16 protein-coding genes and 1 pseudogene are annotated in these 19,530 nt (G+C 73.1%); 12 read left to right on the top strand and 5 right to left on the bottom strand.

Annotation, left to right across the window (positions count from 1 at the left end; all coding sequences use genetic code 11):
* Nucleotides 1-131 precede the first annotated feature (131 nt).
* Entirely contained in the window at nucleotides 132-1,361 is a 1,230-nt protein-coding gene (locus ACFVFS_RS32065; RefSeq protein ID WP_380628334.1) for a DUF349 domain-containing protein, read from the bottom strand.
* A 262-nt stretch (nucleotides 1,362-1,623) separates the two neighbouring features.
* Nucleotides 1,624-2,457: a peptidylprolyl isomerase gene (locus tag ACFVFS_RS32060; protein ID WP_380628333.1), complete on the bottom strand. Its 834-nt coding sequence runs from the start codon at nucleotides 2,455-2,457 to the stop codon at nucleotides 1,624-1,626.
* Nucleotides 2,458-2,737: 280 nt separating this feature from the next.
* Between ACFVFS_RS32060 and ACFVFS_RS32055 the strand changes: the two genes are divergently transcribed.
* The 4 genes from ACFVFS_RS32055 to ACFVFS_RS32040 all read left to right on the top strand — a co-directional run bounded on the left by ACFVFS_RS32055 (nucleotide 2,738) and on the right by ACFVFS_RS32040 (nucleotide 7,129).
* A complete protein-coding gene (locus tag ACFVFS_RS32055) occupies nucleotides 2,738-3,445 on the top strand; it encodes an MBL fold metallo-hydrolase (RefSeq protein ID WP_380628331.1) in 708 nt (235 codons plus the stop codon).
* 11 nt (nucleotides 3,446-3,456) lie between these two features.
* Nucleotides 3,457-4,719, top strand: coding sequence for a histidine--tRNA ligase (hisS, locus tag ACFVFS_RS32050; RefSeq protein WP_380628329.1), 1,263 nt, complete (start codon nucleotides 3,457-3,459; stop codon nucleotides 4,717-4,719).
* A complete protein-coding gene (gene aspS, locus ACFVFS_RS32045) occupies nucleotides 4,716-6,521 on the top strand; it encodes an aspartate--tRNA ligase (protein ID WP_380628327.1) in 1,806 nt (601 codons plus the stop codon). The genes hisS and aspS overlap by 4 nt, the downstream gene beginning before the upstream one ends.
* A 161-nt stretch (nucleotides 6,522-6,682) precedes the next feature.
* Nucleotides 6,683-7,129 (top strand): GNAT family N-acetyltransferase, encoded by a 447-nt coding sequence (locus ACFVFS_RS32040; RefSeq protein WP_380628326.1) that lies wholly within the window; start codon nucleotides 6,683-6,685, stop codon nucleotides 7,127-7,129.
* Nucleotides 7,130-7,134: 5 nt separating this feature from the next.
* Here the strand turns inward: ACFVFS_RS32040 and ACFVFS_RS32035 are convergent, their stop codons facing one another.
* The gene (locus tag ACFVFS_RS32035) at nucleotides 7,135-8,070 is read right to left on the bottom strand and encodes a LysR family transcriptional regulator (protein WP_380628325.1); all 936 of its coding nucleotides are present in this window, start codon (nucleotides 8,068-8,070) and stop codon (nucleotides 7,135-7,137) included.
* Between the two features lie 272 nt (nucleotides 8,071-8,342).
* Here ACFVFS_RS32035 and ppk2 point away from each other — a divergent pair, with 272 nt between their 5' ends.
* The 4 genes and pseudogenes from ppk2 to rpsD all read left to right on the top strand — a co-directional run bounded on the left by ppk2 (nucleotide 8,343) and on the right by rpsD (nucleotide 12,328).
* Nucleotides 8,343-9,128, top strand: a complete 786-nt coding sequence (gene ppk2, locus ACFVFS_RS32030; RefSeq protein WP_380628338.1) for a polyphosphate kinase 2 — start codon at nucleotides 8,343-8,345, stop codon at nucleotides 9,126-9,128.
* Nucleotides 9,129-9,278: 150 nt separating this feature from the next.
* On the top strand, nucleotides 9,279-9,890 hold the full coding sequence (locus ACFVFS_RS32025; RefSeq protein ID WP_380628324.1) for a hypothetical protein: 612 nt from the start codon (nucleotides 9,279-9,281) through the stop codon (nucleotides 9,888-9,890).
* 38 nt (nucleotides 9,891-9,928) lie between these two features.
* Nucleotides 9,929-11,284 (top strand): annotated as a pseudogene (locus tag ACFVFS_RS32020) (replication-associated recombination protein A); the annotation flags it as partial.
* Nucleotides 11,285-11,713: 429 nt separating this feature from the next.
* Nucleotides 11,714-12,328: a 30S ribosomal protein S4 gene (rpsD, locus tag ACFVFS_RS32015; RefSeq protein WP_380628323.1), complete on the top strand. Its 615-nt coding sequence runs from the start codon at nucleotides 11,714-11,716 to the stop codon at nucleotides 12,326-12,328.
* Between the two features lie 106 nt (nucleotides 12,329-12,434).
* Here the strand turns inward: rpsD and ACFVFS_RS32010 are convergent, their stop codons facing one another.
* Nucleotides 12,435-12,728: a tetratricopeptide repeat protein gene (locus ACFVFS_RS32010; protein WP_380628337.1), complete on the bottom strand. Its 294-nt coding sequence runs from the start codon at nucleotides 12,726-12,728 to the stop codon at nucleotides 12,435-12,437.
* A 108-nt stretch (nucleotides 12,729-12,836) separates the two neighbouring features.
* The gene (locus ACFVFS_RS32005) at nucleotides 12,837-15,074 is read right to left on the bottom strand and encodes an ATP-binding protein (RefSeq protein ID WP_380628322.1); all 2,238 of its coding nucleotides are present in this window, start codon (nucleotides 15,072-15,074) and stop codon (nucleotides 12,837-12,839) included.
* Nucleotides 15,075-15,322: 248 nt separating this feature from the next.
* Here ACFVFS_RS32005 and ACFVFS_RS32000 point away from each other — a divergent pair, with 248 nt between their 5' ends.
* From ACFVFS_RS32000 to ruvX, 4 genes are read left to right on the top strand one after another with little or no spacing between them, the layout of a single operon-like run.
* Nucleotides 15,323-15,799 carry a DUF948 domain-containing protein gene (locus ACFVFS_RS32000; protein ID WP_380628321.1) on the top strand — a complete coding sequence of 159 codons (477 nt, stop codon included), beginning with the start codon at nucleotides 15,323-15,325 and terminating at the stop codon, nucleotides 15,797-15,799.
* 4 nt (nucleotides 15,800-15,803) lie between these two features.
* Nucleotides 15,804-16,247 carry a DUF6167 family protein gene (locus ACFVFS_RS31995; RefSeq protein WP_380628320.1) on the top strand — a complete coding sequence of 148 codons (444 nt, stop codon included), beginning with the start codon at nucleotides 15,804-15,806 and terminating at the stop codon, nucleotides 16,245-16,247.
* A complete protein-coding gene (gene alaS / locus ACFVFS_RS31990; protein WP_380628319.1) occupies nucleotides 16,247-18,916 on the top strand; it encodes an alanine--tRNA ligase in 2,670 nt (889 codons plus the stop codon). Before ACFVFS_RS31995 ends, alaS begins: the two co-directional genes overlap by 1 nt.
* 16 nt (nucleotides 18,917-18,932) lie before the next feature.
* Complete coding sequence (gene ruvX / locus ACFVFS_RS31985; RefSeq protein WP_380628317.1) at nucleotides 18,933-19,412, top strand: Holliday junction resolvase RuvX; 480 nt, start codon at nucleotides 18,933-18,935, stop codon at nucleotides 19,410-19,412.
* Nucleotides 19,413-19,530: the final 118 nt, after the last annotated feature.

Genomic DNA, 19,530 nt, shown 5'->3' with positions numbered 1-19,530 from the left:
AAACGCTCGGCTGGAGAACCCCAGCCGAGCGCCTGCGTGATCTACTGACGACCACGTAAGCCATCAGGTGTTGCGAGGACCGTTAGAAACCGCCATTCCCGGGGGCCCTTCGCGTGCGTCCGCGGCCCGGATCAGCCGCTGAACTCCTCCTGGCTGCGGTGCGCCTGCTCCAGCAGCTCCTGGACGCCGGCCAGCTCGGACTCCAGCTTCGCCGCCTTGGCGGTGTTGCCGGCCGCGCGGGCCTTGTCCAGGTCGGTGCGCAGCTTGTCGGCCTTGGCCTGGAACAGGCCGACCATGCCGGCGGCGCGGGCCTTGGCCTCCGGGTTGGAGCGCTTCCACTCGCTGTCCTCGGCCTCGCGGATGGCCCGCTCGACCGCGTTCAGCCGGCCGTCCAGCTTCGGACGGACCTCGCGCGGCACGTGGCCGATGGCCTCCCAGCGCTCGTTGACCTCGCGCAGCGCCGCCTTGGCCGCCTTGAGGTCGGTGATCGGCAGGATCGCCTCGGCCTCGGTCGCCAGCGCCTCCTTGAGCTTCTGGTTGGCGACCTGCTCGGCGTCGCGCTCGCTGAACACCGCGGAGCGCGCCTGGAAGAAGACGTCCTGGGCGCCGCGGAACCGCGCCCACAGCTCGTCCTCGACGTCGCGCTGGGCGCGGCCGGCGGCCTTCCAGCGCGCCATCAGGTCGCGGTAGCCCGCCGCGGTGTCGCCCCACTCGGTCGAGGAGGAGAGCGCCTCGGCCTCGGCGACCAGCTGCTCCTTGGTGAGCCGGGCCTGCTCGCGCTCGGCGTCCAGCGCCGCGAAGTGCGACTTGCGGTGCTTGGAGAAGACCGAGCGGGCGTGCGAGAAGCGGTGCCACAGCTCGTCGTCGCTCTTGCGGTCCAGGCGGGGCAGGCCCTTCCAGGTGTCCACCAGGGCGCGCAGCCGGTCGCCGGCCTCGCGCCACTGGGTGGACTCGGCGAGCTGCTCGGCCTCGGCGACCAGCGCCTCCTTGGCGGTGCGGGTCTCGTCCTGGGCCTTGGCCCGGGCCGCCTTGCGCTCCTCGCGACGGCTCTCGATCTCACCGGCGAGCACGTCCAGCCGCTGGGCCAGCGAGGCCAGGTCGCCCACCGCGTGCGCCTCGGTGACCTGCTCGCGCAGGTGCTCCAGCGCGGCCTGGGCGTCCTTGGCGGCCAGGTCGGTGGTGCGCACCCGCTTCTCCAGCAGGCCGATCTCCACCTCGATGCCCTGGTACTTGCGCTCGAAGTAGGCGAGCGCCTCCTCGGGCGAGCCGGCCTGCCAGGAACCCACGACGCGTTCGCCGTCGGCCGTCCTGACGTAGACCGTGCCCTGCTCGTCGACACGGCCCCACGGGTCGCTGCTCATAGCGCGTCCTCCACATGACGTCGCGCCCGCGCCGGGGCGGTACGCGTCCGTCGTCCACAGTTGATGTGCGGCGGACCGATGAGTCCGCCGTCCCCGTCCGCCGTGTCCTGCTGCCGAGGGTGACGGCCGGCGGGTCTGGGCACCCTACACAACGCCAACATAGGCGACCAGGCCCGGTGCTGTCCGCATCCGGGCCGGGCGATTTCGGTCCGGGGCCCTCCCGGCGCGCCTCGGCGGCGCACCGGGCGGGCCCCGGGGCGGGTCACCCCTTGGCGGCGGTCACCGAGTTGAGGGTGACGTCGGCCATCGGGTGGCCGTCCCCGCCGCCCTCCAGGGTGCCCGCGGCGGCGATCTTCTGGAGCACGTCCAGCCCGCCGGTGATCGTGCCGAACGGGGTGTAGTTCGGCGGCAGCTGGGTGTCCTTGTAGACCAGGAAGAACTGGCTGCCGTTGGTGCCCGGGCCGGCGTTGGCCATCGCCACGGTGCCGGCCGGGTAGGCGGCGCCGGTCAGGTTCTCGTCGGCGAACTTGTAGCCGGGCCCGCCGGTGCCGCCGGGGGCGGTGGCGCTGGCGGTCGGGTCGCCGCACTGCAGCACGTAGATGCCCTCGGTGGTGAGCCGGTGGCACTTGGTGTGGTCGAAGTACTTCTCGCCGGCCAGGAAGGTGAAGGAGTTCACCGTGTGCGGCGCCTTGGCGGCGTCCAGCGACAGGGTCACCTTGCCGCAGTTGGTGTCCAGGGTCACCGCGTAGGTGGCCTTGGCGTCCACCGCCATCGCCGGCTCGGCCTGCCACTGCTTGCCGTTCGGGGCGCCCGCCGCCGGCTCCCCGCAGCCCTCGACCGGCTTGCGGGTCGGCACGGTCGGCTCGGTCGGGGTCGGCGCGGCCTGGGCGGTCGGGCTGTCCTTCTTCTTGTCGTCCGAGTCGAAGGCACCGGTCGCGAAGAGGGTGCCGCCGCCGGCCAGCACGACTACGGCGAGCGAGGCGCCGAGGATCGTGTTGCGGCGCTTGCGTGCGGCCGCCATGGCGACCCGCCGCTCCATCTGGCGCTCGTACTTGTCCCGGGCGAGCTGCCGCCGCCGCTGTTCGCTGCTGACCACCGGCTCTGTCTCCTACGGATGTGCTGATCGCGGATGTGGGGGCTTCGTCTGTGTGCGACGCCGATGCGGATCATCGCACCCATCGGCGGCCAAGTGTAGGGACCGCGACCGTAAGAACGGGGTGAACCGTTCAGCTCGAAGTGAACCTGTCACGCGCATCTGGTTCGCAACCGGACCCGCACCGCCGGTAGGCTGCCCCTACATCACAGTTCGTAGCCGCGGCCGCGACCACCGCGGCGGCCGAGGCCGAAGACCCGAAGACCGACACCGAAGGACGCGCGTGTTCATCGCCGGATTCCCCGCTGGAGCCTGGGGCACCAACTGCTACCTGGTCGCTCCGGCGCCGGGCGAGGAGTGCGTCATCGTCGATCCGGGCCACCAGGCCGCCGCCGGCGTCGAGGAACTCGTCCGCGAGCACCGGCTCAAGCCGGTCGCGGTGCTGCTCACCCACGGCCACATCGACCACGTCGCCTCCGTGGTCCCGGTCTGCGGCGCCAAGGGCGTCCCGGCCTGGATCCATCCCGAGGACCGCTACATGATGAGCGACCCGGAGAAGGCGCTCGGCCGCTCCCTGGGCACCCAGCTGATGGGCGAGCTGACCGTCGGCGAGCCCGACGACGTGCGCGAGCTCACCGACGGCAGCGTGCTGGAGCTGGCCGGTCTGTCGCTCACCGTCGACCACGCCCCCGGCCATACCGGGGGGTCGGTGACGTTCCGGACGCCCGGCGCCGAGGACCTTCCCCCGGTGCTCTTCTCGGGCGACCTGCTCTTCGCCGGCTCCATAGGGCGAACCGACCTCCCGGGCGGGGACGGCGACGCGATCCTGCGTTCGCTGGCCCGGGTGTGCCTGCCCCTCGACGACGCCACCGTGGTCCTCTCCGGCCACGGCGGACAGACCACCATCGGCCGCGAGCGCGCCACCAACCCCTACCTCCGGCAGGCAGCGGGGGCGGCCGGCGCCCCGGCTTTCCCGCGACGAGGAATGTGACGGAAGAGAAGTTGAGCACCTTCACCGCCCCCAAGGGCACCTACGACCTGCTGCCGCCCGGCTCCGCGACCTTCCTGGCGATCCGCGAGGCGATCGCCGCGCCCGCCCGCCGGGCCGGCTACGGCTACGTCGAGACCCCGGTCTTCGAGGACGTCAAGCTGTTCTCCCGCGGCGTCGGCGAGTCGACCGACATCGTCAGCAAGGAGATGTACACCCTCACCACCAAGGGCGGCGACGAGCTCGCGCTGCGCCCCGAGGGCACCGCCTCCGTGCTGCGCGCCGCGCTCCAGGCCAACCTGCACAAGCAGGGCAACCTGCCGGTCAAGCTCTGGTACTCCGGCTCCTACTACCGCTACGAGCGCGCCCAGAAGGGCCGCTACCGCCAGTTCTCGCAGGTCGGCGCGGAGGCGATCGGCGCCGAGGACCCGGCGCTGGACGCCGAGCTGATCATCCTGGCCGACGACGCCTTCCGCGCGCTCGGCCTGAGCGACTACTCGCTGCTGCTCAACAGCCTCGGCGACAGGCAGTGCCGCCCGGTCTACCGCGCCGCCCTGATCGAGTTCCTGGCCGGCCTGGACCTCGACGAGGACACCCGCCGCCGCGCGGAGATCAACCCGCTGCGCGTCCTCGACGACAAGCGCGAGGCGGTGCAGGCCCAGCTCGTCGGCGCCCCGATGCTGCGCGACTACCTCTGCGAGGACTGCAAGGCCTACGACGAGAAGGTCCGCGAGCTGCTCACCGCCAACGGCGTCGCCTTCGTCGACGACCCCAAGCTGGTCCGCGGCCTCGACTACTACACCCGCACCACCTTCGAGTTCGTGCACAACGGCCTCGGCGCCCAGTCCGCGATCGGCGGCGGCGGCCGCTACGACGGCCTGTCCGAGATGATCGGCGGCCCGGCGCTGCCCTCGGTCGGCTGGGCGCTCGGCGTGGACCGCACCTTCCTGGCCCTGGAGGCCGAGGGTGTCGCCCTCGACCTGCCGGCCGCCACCTCCGTCTACGCCGTCGCGCTCGGCGAGGAGGCCAAGAACGTCCTGTTCGCCAAGGTGGTCGAGCTGCGCCGGGCCGGCGTCGCCACCGACCTCGCCTTCGGCGTCAAGAGCATCAAGAACGCCATGAAGTCCGCCGACCGTTCCGGCGCCCGCTTCGCCCTCGTCGCCGGTGACCGCGACCTCGCCGAGGGCGTCGTCCAGCTCAAGGACCTCACCACCGGCGAGCAGAACCCCGTCGCCCTCGACGCACTCGTCACCACCCTGAAGGAGAAGCAGCTGTGATCCGCACGCACGACGCGGGCACGCTCCGCCCGGAGCACGCAGGCACCACCGTCACCCTGGCCGGCTGGGTCGCCCGCCGCCGCGACCACGGCGGCGTGGCCTTCATCGACCTGCGCGACGCCTCCGGCACCGTGCAGATCGTGGTCCGCGACGCCTTCAACGCCGACGGCGAATCAGTCCACGAGCTGCGCGCCGAGTACTGCGTCAAGGTGGTCGGCGACGTCCGGGTGCGGCCCGAGGGCAACGAGAACCCGGACATCCCGACCGGCGCCGTCGAGGTCGTCGTCAGCGACATCGAGGTCCTCTCCGAGGCCGCGCCGCTGCCGTTCCCGGTCGCCGAGTACGAGCCCGGCACGGTCAACGAGGAGGTGCGGCTGCGCTACCGCTACCTCGACCTGCGCCGGGAGGGCCCGGCCAAGGGCCTGCGCCTGCGCTCCAAGGTCAACAACATCATCCGCCGGGTGATGGAGGACAACGACTACCTCGACATCGAGACGCCGTACCTCACCCGCTCCACCCCCGAGGGCGCCCGCGACTTCCTCGTCCCGGTCCGCCTGCAGCCCGGCCACTGGTACGCGCTGCCGCAGTCGCCCCAGCTGTTCAAGCAGCTGCTGATGGTGGCCGGCATGGAGCGCTACTACCAGATCGCCCGCTGCTTCCGCGACGAGGACTTCCGCGCCGACCGCCAGCCGGAGTTCACCCAGCTGGACATCGAGGCCTCCTTCGTCGACCAGGAGGACATCCTGGCCCTCGGCGAGAAGATCATCGGCGCCATCTGGCGCGAGGTCCACGGCTACGAGATCCCGAACCCGCTGCCGCGGATGACCTACGCCGACGCCATGGGCCGCTACGGCTCCGACAAGCCGGACGTCCGCTTCGGCCAGGAGCTCACCGACCTCACCGCGTACTTCAAGGGCACCGACTTCCGGGTCTTCCAGGCCCCGTACGTCGGCGCCGTGGTGATGCCCGGCGGCGCCTCGCAGCCGCGCAAGCAGCTCGACGCCTGGCAGGACTGGGCCAAGGCGCGCGGCGCCCGCGGCCTGGCCTACGTGCTCATCGACGCCGAGACCGGCGAGCTGCGCGGCCCGGTCGCCAAGAACCTCTCCGAGGAGCACCTGGCCGGCCTGGCCGCCGCCGCCGGCGCCAAGAACGGCGACGCGATCTTCTTCGCGGCCGGCAAGGAGCGCCCCTCCCAGGAGCTGCTCGGCGCCGCCCGCCTGGAGATCGGCCGCCGCTGCGAGCTGATCGACGAGTCCCAGTGGGCCTTCCTGTGGGTCGTCGACTTCCCGATGTTCGAGCCGATCGAGGACGACAAGGGCGCGTTCCAGGGCTGGCACGCGGTGCACCACCCCTTCACCGCCCCGACCGCGGAGTCGCTGGCCAGCTTCGACACCGACCCGGGCAGCGCCCTGTCCAACGCCTACGACCTCGTGCTCAACGGCTCGGAGCTGGGCGGCGGTTCGATCCGTATCCACCAGCGGGACGTGCAGAAGCGGGCGTTCGACGCGATCGGCCTCTCCGAGGAGGAGGCCGCCTCGCAGTTCGGCTTCCTGCTGGACGCCTTCAACTACGGCCCGCCGCCGCACGGCGGTGTCGCCTTCGGCCTGGACCGGATCGTCACCCTGCTCGGCGGGTACGACACCATCCGGGACGTCATCGCGTTCCCGAAGACGTCCACCGGCGGCGACCCGCTGACCGGCGCCCCCACCCCGATCACCCCGGCGCAGCGCCGCGAGGCCGGCGTCGACGCCCAGCCCAAGGTCCGCGAGGGCGCCAAGTCCGAGGGGCAGCCGAAGGGCTGACACCCCGTCGGCCGACATCGGCTAACCTTTCACGGCCCCGGACGGCATTTCCGCTGTCCGGGGCCGGTGCACAACGGCGTGCGACAGAGAGAGGGTTCCCTGTGAAGGTCAGTACCAGGATCGAATGTCCCGAGGACGCCCCCGCCACCAGACGTGTCCACATGGCCGCCTTCCCCGGCCCCGACGAAGCCGACCTGGTCGACGCGCTGCGCCGCGACCCGGCATGGCTGCCCGACCTGTCGGTGGTCGCGGTCGACGACTCCGGGCTGGTGGTCGGCCACGCGCTGCTCACCCGGCTGCGGGTCGGCAAGGGCAAGGGGCTGGCGCTCGCGCCGGTCGCCGTGGCCCCGGAGTGGCAGCGCAAAGGGGTCGGCGAGCTGGTGGTCAGGGCCGCGCTGACGGCCGCCGAGGACGCCGGCGAGAAGCTCGTCGTCGTGCTCGGTGATCCCGACTACTACGGCCGCTTCGGCTTCATCCCGGCCCAGCGGCACGAGGTGAGCGGTCCGTTCGAGGTGCCCGAGGGGTACTTCCAGACACTCGCGCTGTCCGGGTACGACGGCTCCCCGCGGGGCCTGTGCCACTACCCCGAGCCCTTCGAGGCGGTTTAGCCCCGTCAGTCCGACGGTGCCGTCCGGGCCGTCCGAGCCGGCTTTCCTCCGAGGCCTATCGTGGCGCGACAGCTGCGCACGAACGCGGTCATGGCGGGCGTCGGCTCCCGGTCCTTGGGCCAGTAGAGCCCGACCTGGCTCGGGCTCAACCCTCGCACCGGCCGGTACGCGACATCCTCACGCGCTGCCAGCCGACTCATCGTCTCCGGGGCGAAACCGACGCCCTGGCCGCACACCACCGCGGCCAGCCACTCGTCGGTGTTGTGCGCCACCGCGCCGATCCGCACAGGTCGCCCGCCCCGCTCCCGGACCGCCAGCCAGTAGTCGCGCCAGTGCCCGGCCTCGTGCGGGATCGCCACGAAGGGCTCGTCGAGCAGCTCCTCGAAGTCGATCACCGCACGGGCGGCCAGCCGGTGTCCGGCCGGCAGCGCCGCGCACCGCGCCTCCTCGCCCAGCACGGCCACGCTGTACCGCTCGGCGAGCGACGGCGGGGCGTGCCAGAGCGTCAGGTCGATCTCGCCGCCGGCCAGGCCCGAGGTCGGGTCGAACCAGTTGTTCTGCCGCAGCTCCACCTGCCAGCCCGGCATCCGGCGGGCGAAGTCCGCGACCGTGCGCCGGGTCATCAGATTGATGATGCCGCCCTCGAACCCCACCCGCAGCGTCGAGCCCTGGTTCGCGGCGGCCGCCCGGGTGGCGCGCAGCGCCTCCTCCCAGCCCGCCAGCAGCGCCCCGGCGTGCGCGGCCAGGGCCCAGCCGGCCCGGGTGGGGGCCATGCCGCGCCGCGACCGTTCGAAGAGTTCGACCCCGAGCTGGCTCTCCAGCTGGCGGATCTGCTTGGTCAGCGTCGGCTGGGAGACGAACAGCCGGGCCGCCGCCGCGGTCAGCTGGCCCTCCTCGCAGACCGCGGCGAAGCTGCGCAGCAGACGGGTGTCGACATCCATGCCCCAAGGTTATGGAACCGGAAATTGGACCCGTCCGGCAGGTCTGGGTCATGGTTGATCGCTCGGCCTTCGGGCCGACCGGCGGGGGAGCCGGGGCGCGGCGGGTGAGGGGGCCGCCCCGGCCCGGCCGGAACCCCCCGGACCTGCGGGGATCCGGTCCAGGACGTACGGTGAAGGGTCATCAGCACCCCACCGAACGGAGGCCCCAGGTGGCAGCGAAGGCCCAGCGCGAGCAGAGCGCCCCGGACGCGCGGACCGGTCCGGGCGAGCGCCTGGCGAGGAAGCCCTACGAGCAGGAACTGCTGCGGCTCCAGCACGAGCTGGTGAAGCTCCAGGAGTGGGTGCGCGCCGAGGGCGCCCGGCTGGTGGTGGTCTTCGAGGGTCGTGACGCGGCGGGCAAGGGCGGTGCGATCAAGCGGATGACGGAGTATCTGAACCCGCGCATCGCCCGGGTGGCCGCGCTGCCCGCGCCCACCGAGCGGCAGCGCACCCAGTGGTACTTCCAGCGCTACGTGGAGCACCTGCCGGCCGCCGGGGAGATCGTCCTGTTCGACCGCAGCTGGTACAACCGGGCCGGGGTGGAGAAGGTGATGGGCTTCTGCACCGAGGAGGAGTACTGGCAGTTCCTGCAGCAGTGCCCGACCTTCGAGCGGATGCTCACCGAGTCCGGCCTGCTGCTGCGCAAGTACTGGTTCTCGGTCAGCGACACCGAGCAGGAGCGGCGCTTCCGGGACCGGCTGGCGGACCCGATGAAGCGGTGGAAGCTCTCGCCGATGGACGTCGAGTCGATCACCCGCTGGGAGGACTACTCGCGGGCCAAGGACGAGATGTTCCTCCACACCGACACCCCGGACTCCCCGTGGAACGTGGTGGAGAGCGACGACAAGCGGCGGGCCCGGATCAACATGATCGCCCACCTGCTCTCCACCGTCCCGTACCGCGAGGTGAAGCCGCAGACGATCGAGCTGCCGGAGCGTCCGGCCCCGCGCGGCTACCAGCGGCCGCCGCGCGACCTTCAGCGGTACGTCCCGGACCACGCGGCGGGCCTCGGCGGCTAGCGGCCCTCGCCGGGCCGGTGGCGGGCCGCTGCCGGGCCTCCTCCGAACGGCCGTGCGGCGTTGCCGCGGCCGCCGCGCGGCCGTCCGATGGAGGTGCTCGGGACGGCCCCGGCGCCCGGGGGCGCCCGGACGAGGTCAGGAGAACCGCCCATGTTCGTTCGCACCGGCTACTTCACCGGCGATCCCGCGCTGATCGAACGGGCCCTGGACGGGCTGCGCGCCGAGGCGGTCGGCCTGCTGTCCGGGCAGCCCGGCTACCGGGGCTACGGCCTCTTCGCCGACCGGGAGATCGGCATCATCACGATGGGCTCGTGGTGGGCGGACCGGCAGAACGAGCGGGACAGCTTCGAGCGGCTGCGCGGCCGGCGCGACGAGCTGCTGGCCCCGTTCGCCGGAACGGCGACCGTCGACGTCTGGGAGGCCGCGGTGGTCTGGGAGGCCTCGGTGGCCCCGCCGGGGTCGTGGTTCCGGCTCGTGCGGTTCGACGTCGACCTGGCGAACGCCGAGCGGGTCGCCGCCCGCTACCGGGAGGACGGCCTGCCGGCGCTGCAGCGGATCGACGGCTTCCTCGGCGGCTCGATGCTGCTCGGCGCCGAGGACGAGCGCGGCGCGGTCGGCGGCCTGTTCGCCGACCGGGCCGCCCTGGTCGCCTCGCGCGGCCCGGCCGCCGAGGTCCGTGCCCGCGGGGTGGCGGCCGGCGGGCTGACCCTGCGCTCGCTGGAGGAGTTCGAGACGGTGCTGATGGACGTCCCGCAGGCGTAGGGCCCGGGCCTGTCGGCGGGCTCGCATAGGCTTCCGGTGTGGACGAACCGGACCTCTTCACCGCCGCCGCCGAGGAACGCCAGAGCAAGGAGCCCGGCCGGGCGCCGCTCGCCGTGCGGATGCGCCCGCGCACCCTCGACGAGGTGGCCGGCCAGCGGCAGCTGCTCAAGGACGGCTCCCCGCTGCGCCGGCTGGTCGCGGGGTCGCGCGGTCCGGCGGCGACCAGCTCGGTGATCCTCTGGGGCCCGCCGGGGACCGGCAAGACCACGCTGGCGCACGTCATCAGCCAGGCGGTGGAGGGGCGGTTCGTCGAGCTGTCCGCGATCACCGCCGGGGTCAAGGAGGTCCGGGCGGTCATCGACGGCGCCCGCCGGGCGGTCGGCATGACCGGCCGGGAGACGGTGCTCTTCCTCGACGAGATCCACCGCTTCTCCAAGGCGCAGCAGGACTCCCTGCTGCCGGCCGTGGAGAACCGCTGGGTCACCCTGATCGCCGCGACCACCGAGAACCCGTACTTCTCGGTGATCTCCCCGCTGCTCTCCCGCTCGCTGCTGCTCACCCTGGAGTCGCTGACCGACGACGACGTGCGGGCGCTGCTGCGCCGGGCCGTCGCCGACGAGCGCGGCCTGGAGGGCGCGGTGGAGCTGAGCCAGGAGGCGGAGGACCACCTGGTGCGGCTGGCCGGCGGGGACGCCCGCAAGGCGCTCACCACGCTGGAGGCGGCGGCCGGCGCGGCGCTGGAGAAGGGCGAGGCGAGCATCACGCTGGCCACCACCGAGACCGCCGTCAACCACGCGGCCGTCCGCTACGACCGGGACGGCGACCAGCACTACGACGTGGCCAGCGCGCTGATCAAGTCGATCCGGGGCAGCGACGTGGACGCCACGCTGCACTACCTGGCCCGGATGATCGAGGCGGGGGAGGACCCCCGGTTCATCGCCCGGCGGCTGATGATCTCGGCCAGCGAGGACGTCGGCCTGGCCGATCCGACGGCGCTGCAGACCGCGGTGGCGGCGGCCCAGGCGGTGGCGCTGATCGGCTTCCCGGAGGCGCGGATCATCCTCTCCCAGGCGGCCGTCGCGCTCGCCCTGGCGCCCAAGTCCAACGCCGCCTACCTGGCGATCGACGCGGCGCTCGCGGACGTCCGGCAGGGGCTGGCCGGGCCGGTGCCGCCGCACCTGCGGGACGCGCACTACGGCGGTGCGGGCAAGCTGGGGCACGGCAAGGGGTACCGCTATCCGCACGACCTGCCGGAGGGCATCGCGGCCCAGCAGTACGCGCCGGACGCGGTGCACGGCAAGGTGTACTACCGGCCGACCCGGCACGGCGGCGAGGCCCGCTACGCGGACGCGGTGGAGTGGACCAGGGCGCGGCTGCGGGGCGAGCGGAGGAGCGACGCCGGGGGCGGCTCGAAGGGCGGTTCCAAGGACGGCGCGAAGGGCGGGGCCCAGGGCGGTTCGAAGGGCGGGCCGCAGGGCGGGGAGAAGCCCGGGTCAAAGGGCGAGTGATCTGCCGGTATACTCGGGCGGAGTGCCGTGTCCCGGGACGGCGGCGGGGGAGACCCCGACCGACCGGCCGCACCAGCGGGGCATCGGCCGTCGGCCTCCTCCGGGAGGTCCGTACCAGGAGCGTCGCGCACCGTTTCGGTGTCGCGGGTGACCCGGTTTCCCGGTTCGACCCGTGTGACAAGCACATCTCGTGCCCGGCTCCGGAGAGCGGCTGATCACACTGCCCCCGGGCGGTGGGGTTTTCTCCGGGCCGCGACGTGCGACCTCCGTCAACACCTGGTGAAGCCGTATTCGTAAGCAAGGAAGGTTTGGTTCATGGCGAACCAGAAGCGCCCCAAGGTCAAGATCGCGCGTGCGCTCGGCGTGCCGCTGACCCCGAAGTCCGTCAAGTACTTCGAGGCCCGCCCGTACCCGCCCGGCCAGCACGGCCGTGGCCGCAAGCAGAACTCGGACTACAAGGTCCGTCTGGTCGAGAAGCAGCGTCTGCGCGCTCAGTACGACCTGAGCGAGAAGCAGCTGTCGCGTGCGTTCGACCGCGCGAAGAAGGCCGAGGGCAAGACCGGTGAGGCGCTCGTCGCCGAGCTGGAGACCCGCCTCGACGCCCTGGTGCTGCGTTCGGGCATCGCCCGCACCATCTACCAGGCCCGTCAGATGGTCGTCCACGGCCACATCGAGGTCAACGGCGGCAAGGTCAACAAGCCGTCGTTCCAGATGAAGCCGGGCTTCGTGGTCACCGTCCGCGAGCGCAGCAAGGAGAAGGTCCCGTTCCAGGTCGCCCGTGAGGGTGGCAACGCGGGCGAGGGCCAGACCCCGAAGTACCTCGAGGTCAACCTGAAGGCCCTGGCCTTCCGCCTGGACCGCGCGCCGCAGCGCAAGGAGGTCCCGGTGATCTGCGACGAGCAGCTCGTCGTCGAGTACTACTCGCGCTGACCCGCGAGCGGTATCACCTGCGGTACCCAGCGAGCCCCCGTCGCCCTTGTGGCGACGGGGGCTCGTCCCTTGTCCGGGCGTCCCTTGTCCGGGCGGGCCGGTCGGGTCAGTACGACTCGCCGGTCATCGCGGAGGCCAGCCGCAGGTGCGGGCGGGCCTCCTCGGCGCGGCCCTGGCGCTCCAGGGTGCGGCCGAGCATCAGCCGGGCGTAGTCCTCGGCCGGGTCGGCGTCCAGCACCCGGAGCAGCTCGGCCTCGGCCTTGCGCAGCTGGGCGGAGTGGAAGTAGCTGCGGGCCAGCAGCAGCCGGACCGAGAGGTTGGCCGGCTCCTCGGCGAGGATCCCTTCGAGCATCCGAGCGGCGTCGGTGTACGCCTTGGATTCGAAGTAGAAGTTCGCCATGCGGTACTCGTCGGCGATGTTGGCCACGGGGTGCTCCTTCCGTACGGTGGTTCCGCCCGCTCCAGCAACGGACAAGATTCAACTATTCCCTGGCCTGTCGGGCGGTCCTCACCGCCCCACCGGGGAGGGCCGGGGCGCCGGCGGCAGCGGTCCGGGGCCGGGCCGCGGACCCTGGCCTTCGGGGTGGTCGCCGCCGCCGAGCGCGCGGCGCACCGCGGCGTCCAGGTCGAGCCGGGTGCCGGTGGCGAAGAAGTCGGTGAACTCCTGTTCGGTCAGCCCGGCGACGGCGCGCTCCTCGCAGGCGCGGTGCGGGCCGTTGAAGCTGCGCGAGCCGAAGAACGGCCTGCCGACCGCGCGCCAGATCCGGTGTGCGGCGCCCTGCAGCACCCGGGCCTCGCGCAGGTTCCCCGGCTCCCCGGGGCCGGCCGGCTCGGTCTCCAGCAGCGCCAGCAGGTCGATCGCCAGCACGATGCCCAGCAGGTCGTTGAAGAGGTGGTTGAGCCGCACGCTCTCCCGCGCCAGCGACCGGGCCGGGCGGACCTCGCCGTTCAGCCAGTGCGAGTACGCCAGCGCGTAGAGCCCGTACGCGTACGCCCACTGCTCGCCGTGCTCCTCGCACAGTTCGCGGATCCGGCCGAGCCAGAGCTCGCCGCTCTCCCGGTCGCCCTGGAAGAGGTGGGCGAGGCCCAGCTCGAACATCGCCATCAGCACGTTGCTGTTGAGCTCGCCGATGGTGCGGTAGTGCCAGAGCGCCTCCTCGAACAGCTCGGCGGCGCGGGCCGGGTCGTCGCCGATCAGCGAGGCGCAGCCCTGCCGGTGCACCGCGTAGGCCAGCGCGCGGTCGTCGCCGGTGGCCAGCGCCTGGCGGCGGCACTCCTCCAGGGCGGGCCGGGCGGCCGCCAGGTCGCCCTGCAGGGTGGCCGTGTAGCCGGTCACCCAGAGGGCCTTGGCGCGGGCCTCGGTGGGCTCCGGGTCGAGCGCCAGCGCCCGCTCCAGCCAGTGCCGCCCCTCGCCGAGGTGGCCGCAGCCGACCCAGTAGAACCAGAGGGTGCCGGCCATCAGCAGGGCGATCTGCTCCTCGCCGGGCTCGGCCAGACAGAACTCCAGGGCGGCCCGCAGGTCGGGGTGCGCCAGTTCGGTGCGCTCGGCGGTCTCCGCCTGCCGGGGACCGAACCACTCGACCTCGCCCCAGGTGGCCACGCCCAGGTACCAGTCCCGGTGCCGGCGCAGCAGCCGGGGTTCCTCGCCGCCCGCCCGCAGCCAGCGCAGTCCGTACTCGCGGACGGTGTCCAGCAGCCGGAACCGCACGCCGTAGGGACTCGTCTCGCGCAGCAGGACCGACTTGGCGACGAGCTCGGTGAGCAGGTCGAGCAGCTCGTCGGGGTCGACGCCCTCGCCCGTGCAGACGTACTCGGCGGCGTCGAAGTCGAAGCCGCCGGCGAAGACCGAGAGGCGGGCCCAGAGTAAACGTTCCTGCATTGTGCAGAGCTCATGGCTCCAGCCGATCGTGGTGCGCAGCGTCCGGTGGCGCGGCAGGGCCGCCGGATCGCCGCCGGTCAGCAGCCGGAAGCGGTCGTCCAGCCGGGCGTCGATCTGCTCCACCGACAGCGCCCGCAGCCGCCCGGCGGCCAGCTCCACGGCCAGCGGGATGCCGTCCAGCCGGCGGCACAGCCGGGTGATCGCCGCGGCGTTCTCGGCGGTGACCGCGAAGGACGGCAGCACCGCCCGGGCCCGGTCGGCGAACAGCCGCACCGCGTCGGGGAGGACGGCCGCCGTGCCCGCCGCACCTGTCGGGCCCGTCGGGTCCGTCGCGTCCGCCGGTTCGGCGGGCCCGACCGGCAGCGGGGCCAGGGTCAGCAGGTGCTCCCCGGCCGTGCGCAGCGCCACCCGGCTGGTGACCAGCACCCGCAGGCCGGGCAGCGCCCGCAGCAGCGCGACGGCCAGCTCGGCGCAGGCCGTCGCCAGGTGCTCGCAGCCGTCCAGCACCAGCAGCATCCGGCGCCCGGCCAGCTGCTCGGCCAACACCTCCAGCGGGGCCCGCGCGGTCCCGTCGGTCAGCCGCAGCGCCTCCAGCACGGCGTGCCCGAGCAGCCGCCCGTCCCGGACCGGCGCCACCTCCACCAGCCAGGTGCCGTCCGGGAACGCACCGGCCGCCCGGGCCGCCGCCCGCAGCGCCAGCCGGCTCTTGCCGACCCCGCCCGGGCCGGTGACCGTCACCAGCCGGTGCCCGGCCAGCAGCAGGGCCAGCCCGGTCAGCTCGCGCTGCCGGCCGACGAAGCTGGTGACCTCCGCCGGGAGCCGCCCCGGTCCCGGCCGGTCCGGCCGCGGTGTCGATTCCCCGTCCAAACGCTGCTCCCCGCTTCGAGGCCCGGGCCAGGCCGGCCCGGGCGTCCGTCCGTCTGGGCCGCCTGGGTGGCTGCCCGACCGGCAGAACGAGGTGACCGGCGGGTAGGTTACGCGCGCGGATCGCACACCCGGTCGGATCGCCGCGCGCCCCGCGCGGGGAAACCCGGTCCGGAAACTCCGCGCGGTCGCGATAGGGTTCCCTAGGGCGTGGATGCCCGATGGAACGTGAGGCGAGGGAGCGCGCAAAGGTGTCCGTGGGAGAGCTGGCCGGCCTGCTCGTCGCCGTGTTCTGGGCGGTCCTGGTCACCCTGCTCGCGGTCGTGCTGGTCCGGCTGTCGCGGGTCCTCAAGGAGGCCACCGTCCTGGTCTCCGCCGTCACCGAGCAGGCCGTGCCGCTGCTGGCCGACGCCGGAGCCGCCGTGCGCAGCGCCAACGAGCAGCTGGAGCGGGTGGACGAGATCACCGCCAACGTGCAGGACGCTGCGGCCAACGCCAACGCGCTCTCCTCCACCGTCGCGGCCACCCTCGGCGGCCCGCTGGTCAAGGTCGCGGCGTTCAGCTACGGCGTGCGCAAGGCGGTCGCCAAGCAGCAGGGCACCGCCACGCTGCCGACCCAGCCCGCCGAGCGCGAGGAGCTGGCCCGGCTGATCCGGGCCGAGGTGCGCGCCGCGACCGCGCCGAAGAGCGGCCTGCTCTCCCGGGTCCGGCGCGCGGTGAGGGGCTGACGGCATGGTGCGACGCATCTTCTGGATGGCGGTCGGCGCCGGCGCCGCCGTCTGGGCCGTGAACAAGGCCAACGAGACCGTGCACCGGCTCACCCCGGACAGCCTCTCCGGCACCGCCGCCCGCGGCGCGCTGCACCTGGGCGACCTGGCCAAGGGGTTCGCCCAGGACGTCCGGGCAGGCATGACCGAGCGCGAGGAGCAGCTGCGCGAGGACCTCGGACTGGACGGCACCGCCGTCGTCGAGCCGCGCCGCCGCGGCGCGCTGCGCGGCGAGCCCCGGTACCGAGCTATCTCGGCGGCGCCCGGGAGCCCGGCCGCCGCCCTGCCTCCGTCCAGCAGTGCCCGTGCGTCGTCCCCCGGCGATGCCCGCACCACCCCCCAAGCCATCGAGAAAACGCCCCGACGCGCGCTTCCGCCGCGGGGCGGCACCAACCGGAAGGACCACTAATGGAGTCGGCAGAGATCCGCCGCCGCTGGCTGCGCTTCTTCGAGGAGCGCGGCCACACCGTCGTTCCGTCGGCGTCCCTGGTCGCCGACGACCCCACCCTGCTGCTGGTCAACGCCGGCATGGTCCCGTTCAAGCCCTACTTCCTGGGCGAGGTCAAGCCGCAGTTCTCGCGCGCCACCAGCGTCCAGAAGTGCGTGCGCACCCTGGACATCGAGGAGGTCGGGAAGACCACCCGGCACGGCTCCTTCTTCCAGATGTGCGGCAACTTCTCCTTCGGTGACTACTTCAAGGAAGGAGCCATCAAGTTCGCGTGGGAGCTGCTCACCGCCCCCGTCGCGGACGGCGGCTACGGCCTGGAGAAGGAGCGGCTCTGGATCACCGTCTACAAGGACGACGACGAGGCCGAGCAGATCTGGCGTGACGTCATCGGCGTGCCCTCGGAGCGCATCCAGCGCCTGGGCATGAAGGACAACTTCTGGTCGATGGGCGTCCCCGGCCCGTGCGGCCCGTGCTCGGAGATCAACTACGACCGCGGCCCCGCGTACGGCGAGGAGGGCGGCCCGGCCGTCAACGGCGAGCGCTACCTGGAGATCTGGAACCTGGTCTTCATGCAGTACGAGCGCGGCCACGGCGACGGCAAGGACGGTTTCGAGATCCTCGGCGACCTGCCGAGCAAGAACATCGACACCGGCCTCGGCCTGGAGCGGCTGGCCGCCATCCTGCAGGGCGTCGACAACCTCTTCGAGATCGACACCAGCCGGATGATCCTGGACCGGGCCGCCGAGCTGACCGGCCACGCCTACGGCGCCGACCACAAGGCCGACGTCTCGCTGCGCGTGGTCACCGACCACATCCGCACCGCGCTGATGCTGGTCGGCGACGGCGTCACCCCCGGCAACGAGGGCCGCGGCTACGTGCTGCGCCGCATCGTGCGCCGCGCCATCCGCAACATGCGCCTGCTGGGCGCCACCGAGCCGGTGGCCAAGGAGCTCATCGACGTCGCGATCAAGGCGATGGCCCCGCAGTACCCCGAGCTGGAGACCGACCGCAAGCGCATCGAGACGGTCGTCGTCGGCGAGGAGGCGGCCTTCCTGCAGACCCTGAAGGCCGGCACCAACCTGCTGGACGCCGCGGTCACCGAGACCAGGCAGGCCGGCGGCGTGGTGCTCTCCGGCGACCAGGCCTTCAAGCTGCACGACACCTACGGCTTCCCGATCGACCTGACCCTGGAGATGGCCGAGGAGCAGGGCCTGCAGGTCGACGAGGCCGGCTTCCGCCGTCTGATGCAGGAGCAGCGGGACCGCGCCAAGGCGGACGCCAAGGCCAAGAAGATGGGCCACGCCGACGTCGCCGCGTACCGCGAGGTCGCCGACACCTCCGGTGCCAGCGTCTTCACCGGCTACTCCCTCACCGAGGGCGAGGCCACGGTGGTCGGCCTGCTGGTGAACGGCGTCCCGGCGCCGGCGGCCTCCGAGGGTGACGAGGTCGAGATCATCCTCGACCGCACCCCGTTCTACGCCGAGGGCGGCGGCCAGCTCGCCGACCACGGCCGGATCCGGCTGGAGTCCGGCGCGGTCGTCGAGATCCGCGACGTGCAGCAGCCCGTCCCGGGTGTGATCGTGCACTCGGGTGGCGTCCTGTTCGGCGAGGTCGTGCTCGGCTCCTCCGCGTACGCCACCATCGACGTGGACCGCCGCCGGGCGATCGCCCGCGCCCACTCGGCCACCCACCTGACCCACCAGGCGCTGCGCGACGCGCTCGGCCCGACGGCCGCCCAGGCCGGTTCGGAGAACGCGCCGGGCCGCTTCCGCTTCGACTTCGGCTCGCCCGCCGCCGTGCCCGGCAGCGTGCTGACCGACGTCGAGCAGAAGATCAACGACGTGCTGACCCGCGAGCTGGAGGTCACCGCCGAGGTCATGACGATGGACGAGGCCCGCAAGGCCGGCGCCATCGCGATGTTCGGCGAGAAGTACGGCGACGAGGTCCGCGTCGTCACCATCGGCGACTTCTCCAAGGAGCTGTGCGGTGGCACGCACGTCGGCAACACCGCCCAGCTGGGCCTGGTGAAGCTGCTCGGCGAGTCCTCGATCGGCTCCGGCGTGCGCCGCGTGGAGGCCCTGGTCGGCGCCGACGCGTACCGCTTCCTGGCCCGTGAGCACACCGTGGTCGCCCAGCTGACCGAGCTGGTCAAGGGCCGCCCGGAGGAGCTGCCGGAGAAGATCTCCGGCATGCTCGCCAAGCTCAAGGACGCCGAGAAGGAGATCGAGCGCTTCCGCGCCGAGAAGGTGCTCGCGGCCGCCGCGGGCCTGGCCGACTCGGCCGAGGACGTGCACGGCATCGCCGTGGTGGCCGCCCGGGTCGCCGACGGCACCGGCGCCGACGAGCTGCGCAAGCTGGTCCTGGACGTGCGCGGCCGCCTCGGCTCGCGCCCGGCCGTGGTCGCCGCGTTCACCGTGGCGAACGACCGCCCGCTGACCGTGATCGCCACCAACGAGGACGCCCGCGGCCGCGGCATCAAGGCCGGCGAGCTGGTCCGCACCGCGGCCAAGACCCTCGGCGGCGGCGGTGGCGGCAAGGACGACGTCGCCCAGGGCGGCGGCACCAACCCGGCCGCGATCGACGAGGCCGTCGCCGCGGTGCGCGGCCTGGTCGCGGAGCGTGCCTCCTGATGGGGTCCGCGTTCTGATGGAGTTCGAGGAGAAGCCCTTCCGGCGCGGGCGGCGGATCGCCGTCGACGTCGGGGACGCCCGGATCGGGGTCGCGTCCTGCGACCCCGACGGGGTGCTCGCCACCCCGGTGGAGACCGTCCCGGCCGGCGTCAAGTCGCAGGCCCGGATCGCCGCGATCGTCGAGGAGTACGACGCGATCGAGGTGATCGTCGGGCTGCCGCGCTCGCTCAGCGGCAAGGAGGGCCCGGCGGCCGAGAAGGTCCGCGGCTACGCGGCCCGGCTGGCCAACCGGCTCTGGCCGGTACCGGTCCGGCTGGTCGACGAGCGGATGTCGACGGTCACCGCGACCCACGGGCTGCGCGCCTCGGGGGTCAAGGCCAAGAAGGGCCGCTCGGTGGTCGACCAGGCCGCCGCGGTGGTGATCCTGCAGACCGCCCTTGAGTCCGAACGGGTGAGCGGACGCCCGCCCGGTGAGAGCGTCGAGGCGGCGGGCTGACCGGCCTGTTCTAACGTCCCGAAGAGGGGTCCGTGCGGACGCGCGTCCGCACGGAGCCCTCTGCCGTTGGCGTGGGGGCGCTTGGCGCGCGGGGCGGCGCGGGGGCGGCGGGACCGGC

This window comes from Kitasatospora sp. NPDC057692 (assembly GCF_042799475.1).
In the GTDB taxonomy this organism is placed as follows: domain Bacteria; phylum Actinomycetota; class Actinomycetes; order Streptomycetales; family Streptomycetaceae; genus Kitasatospora.
This window is presented reverse-complemented; position numbering and strand designations above follow the sequence as displayed.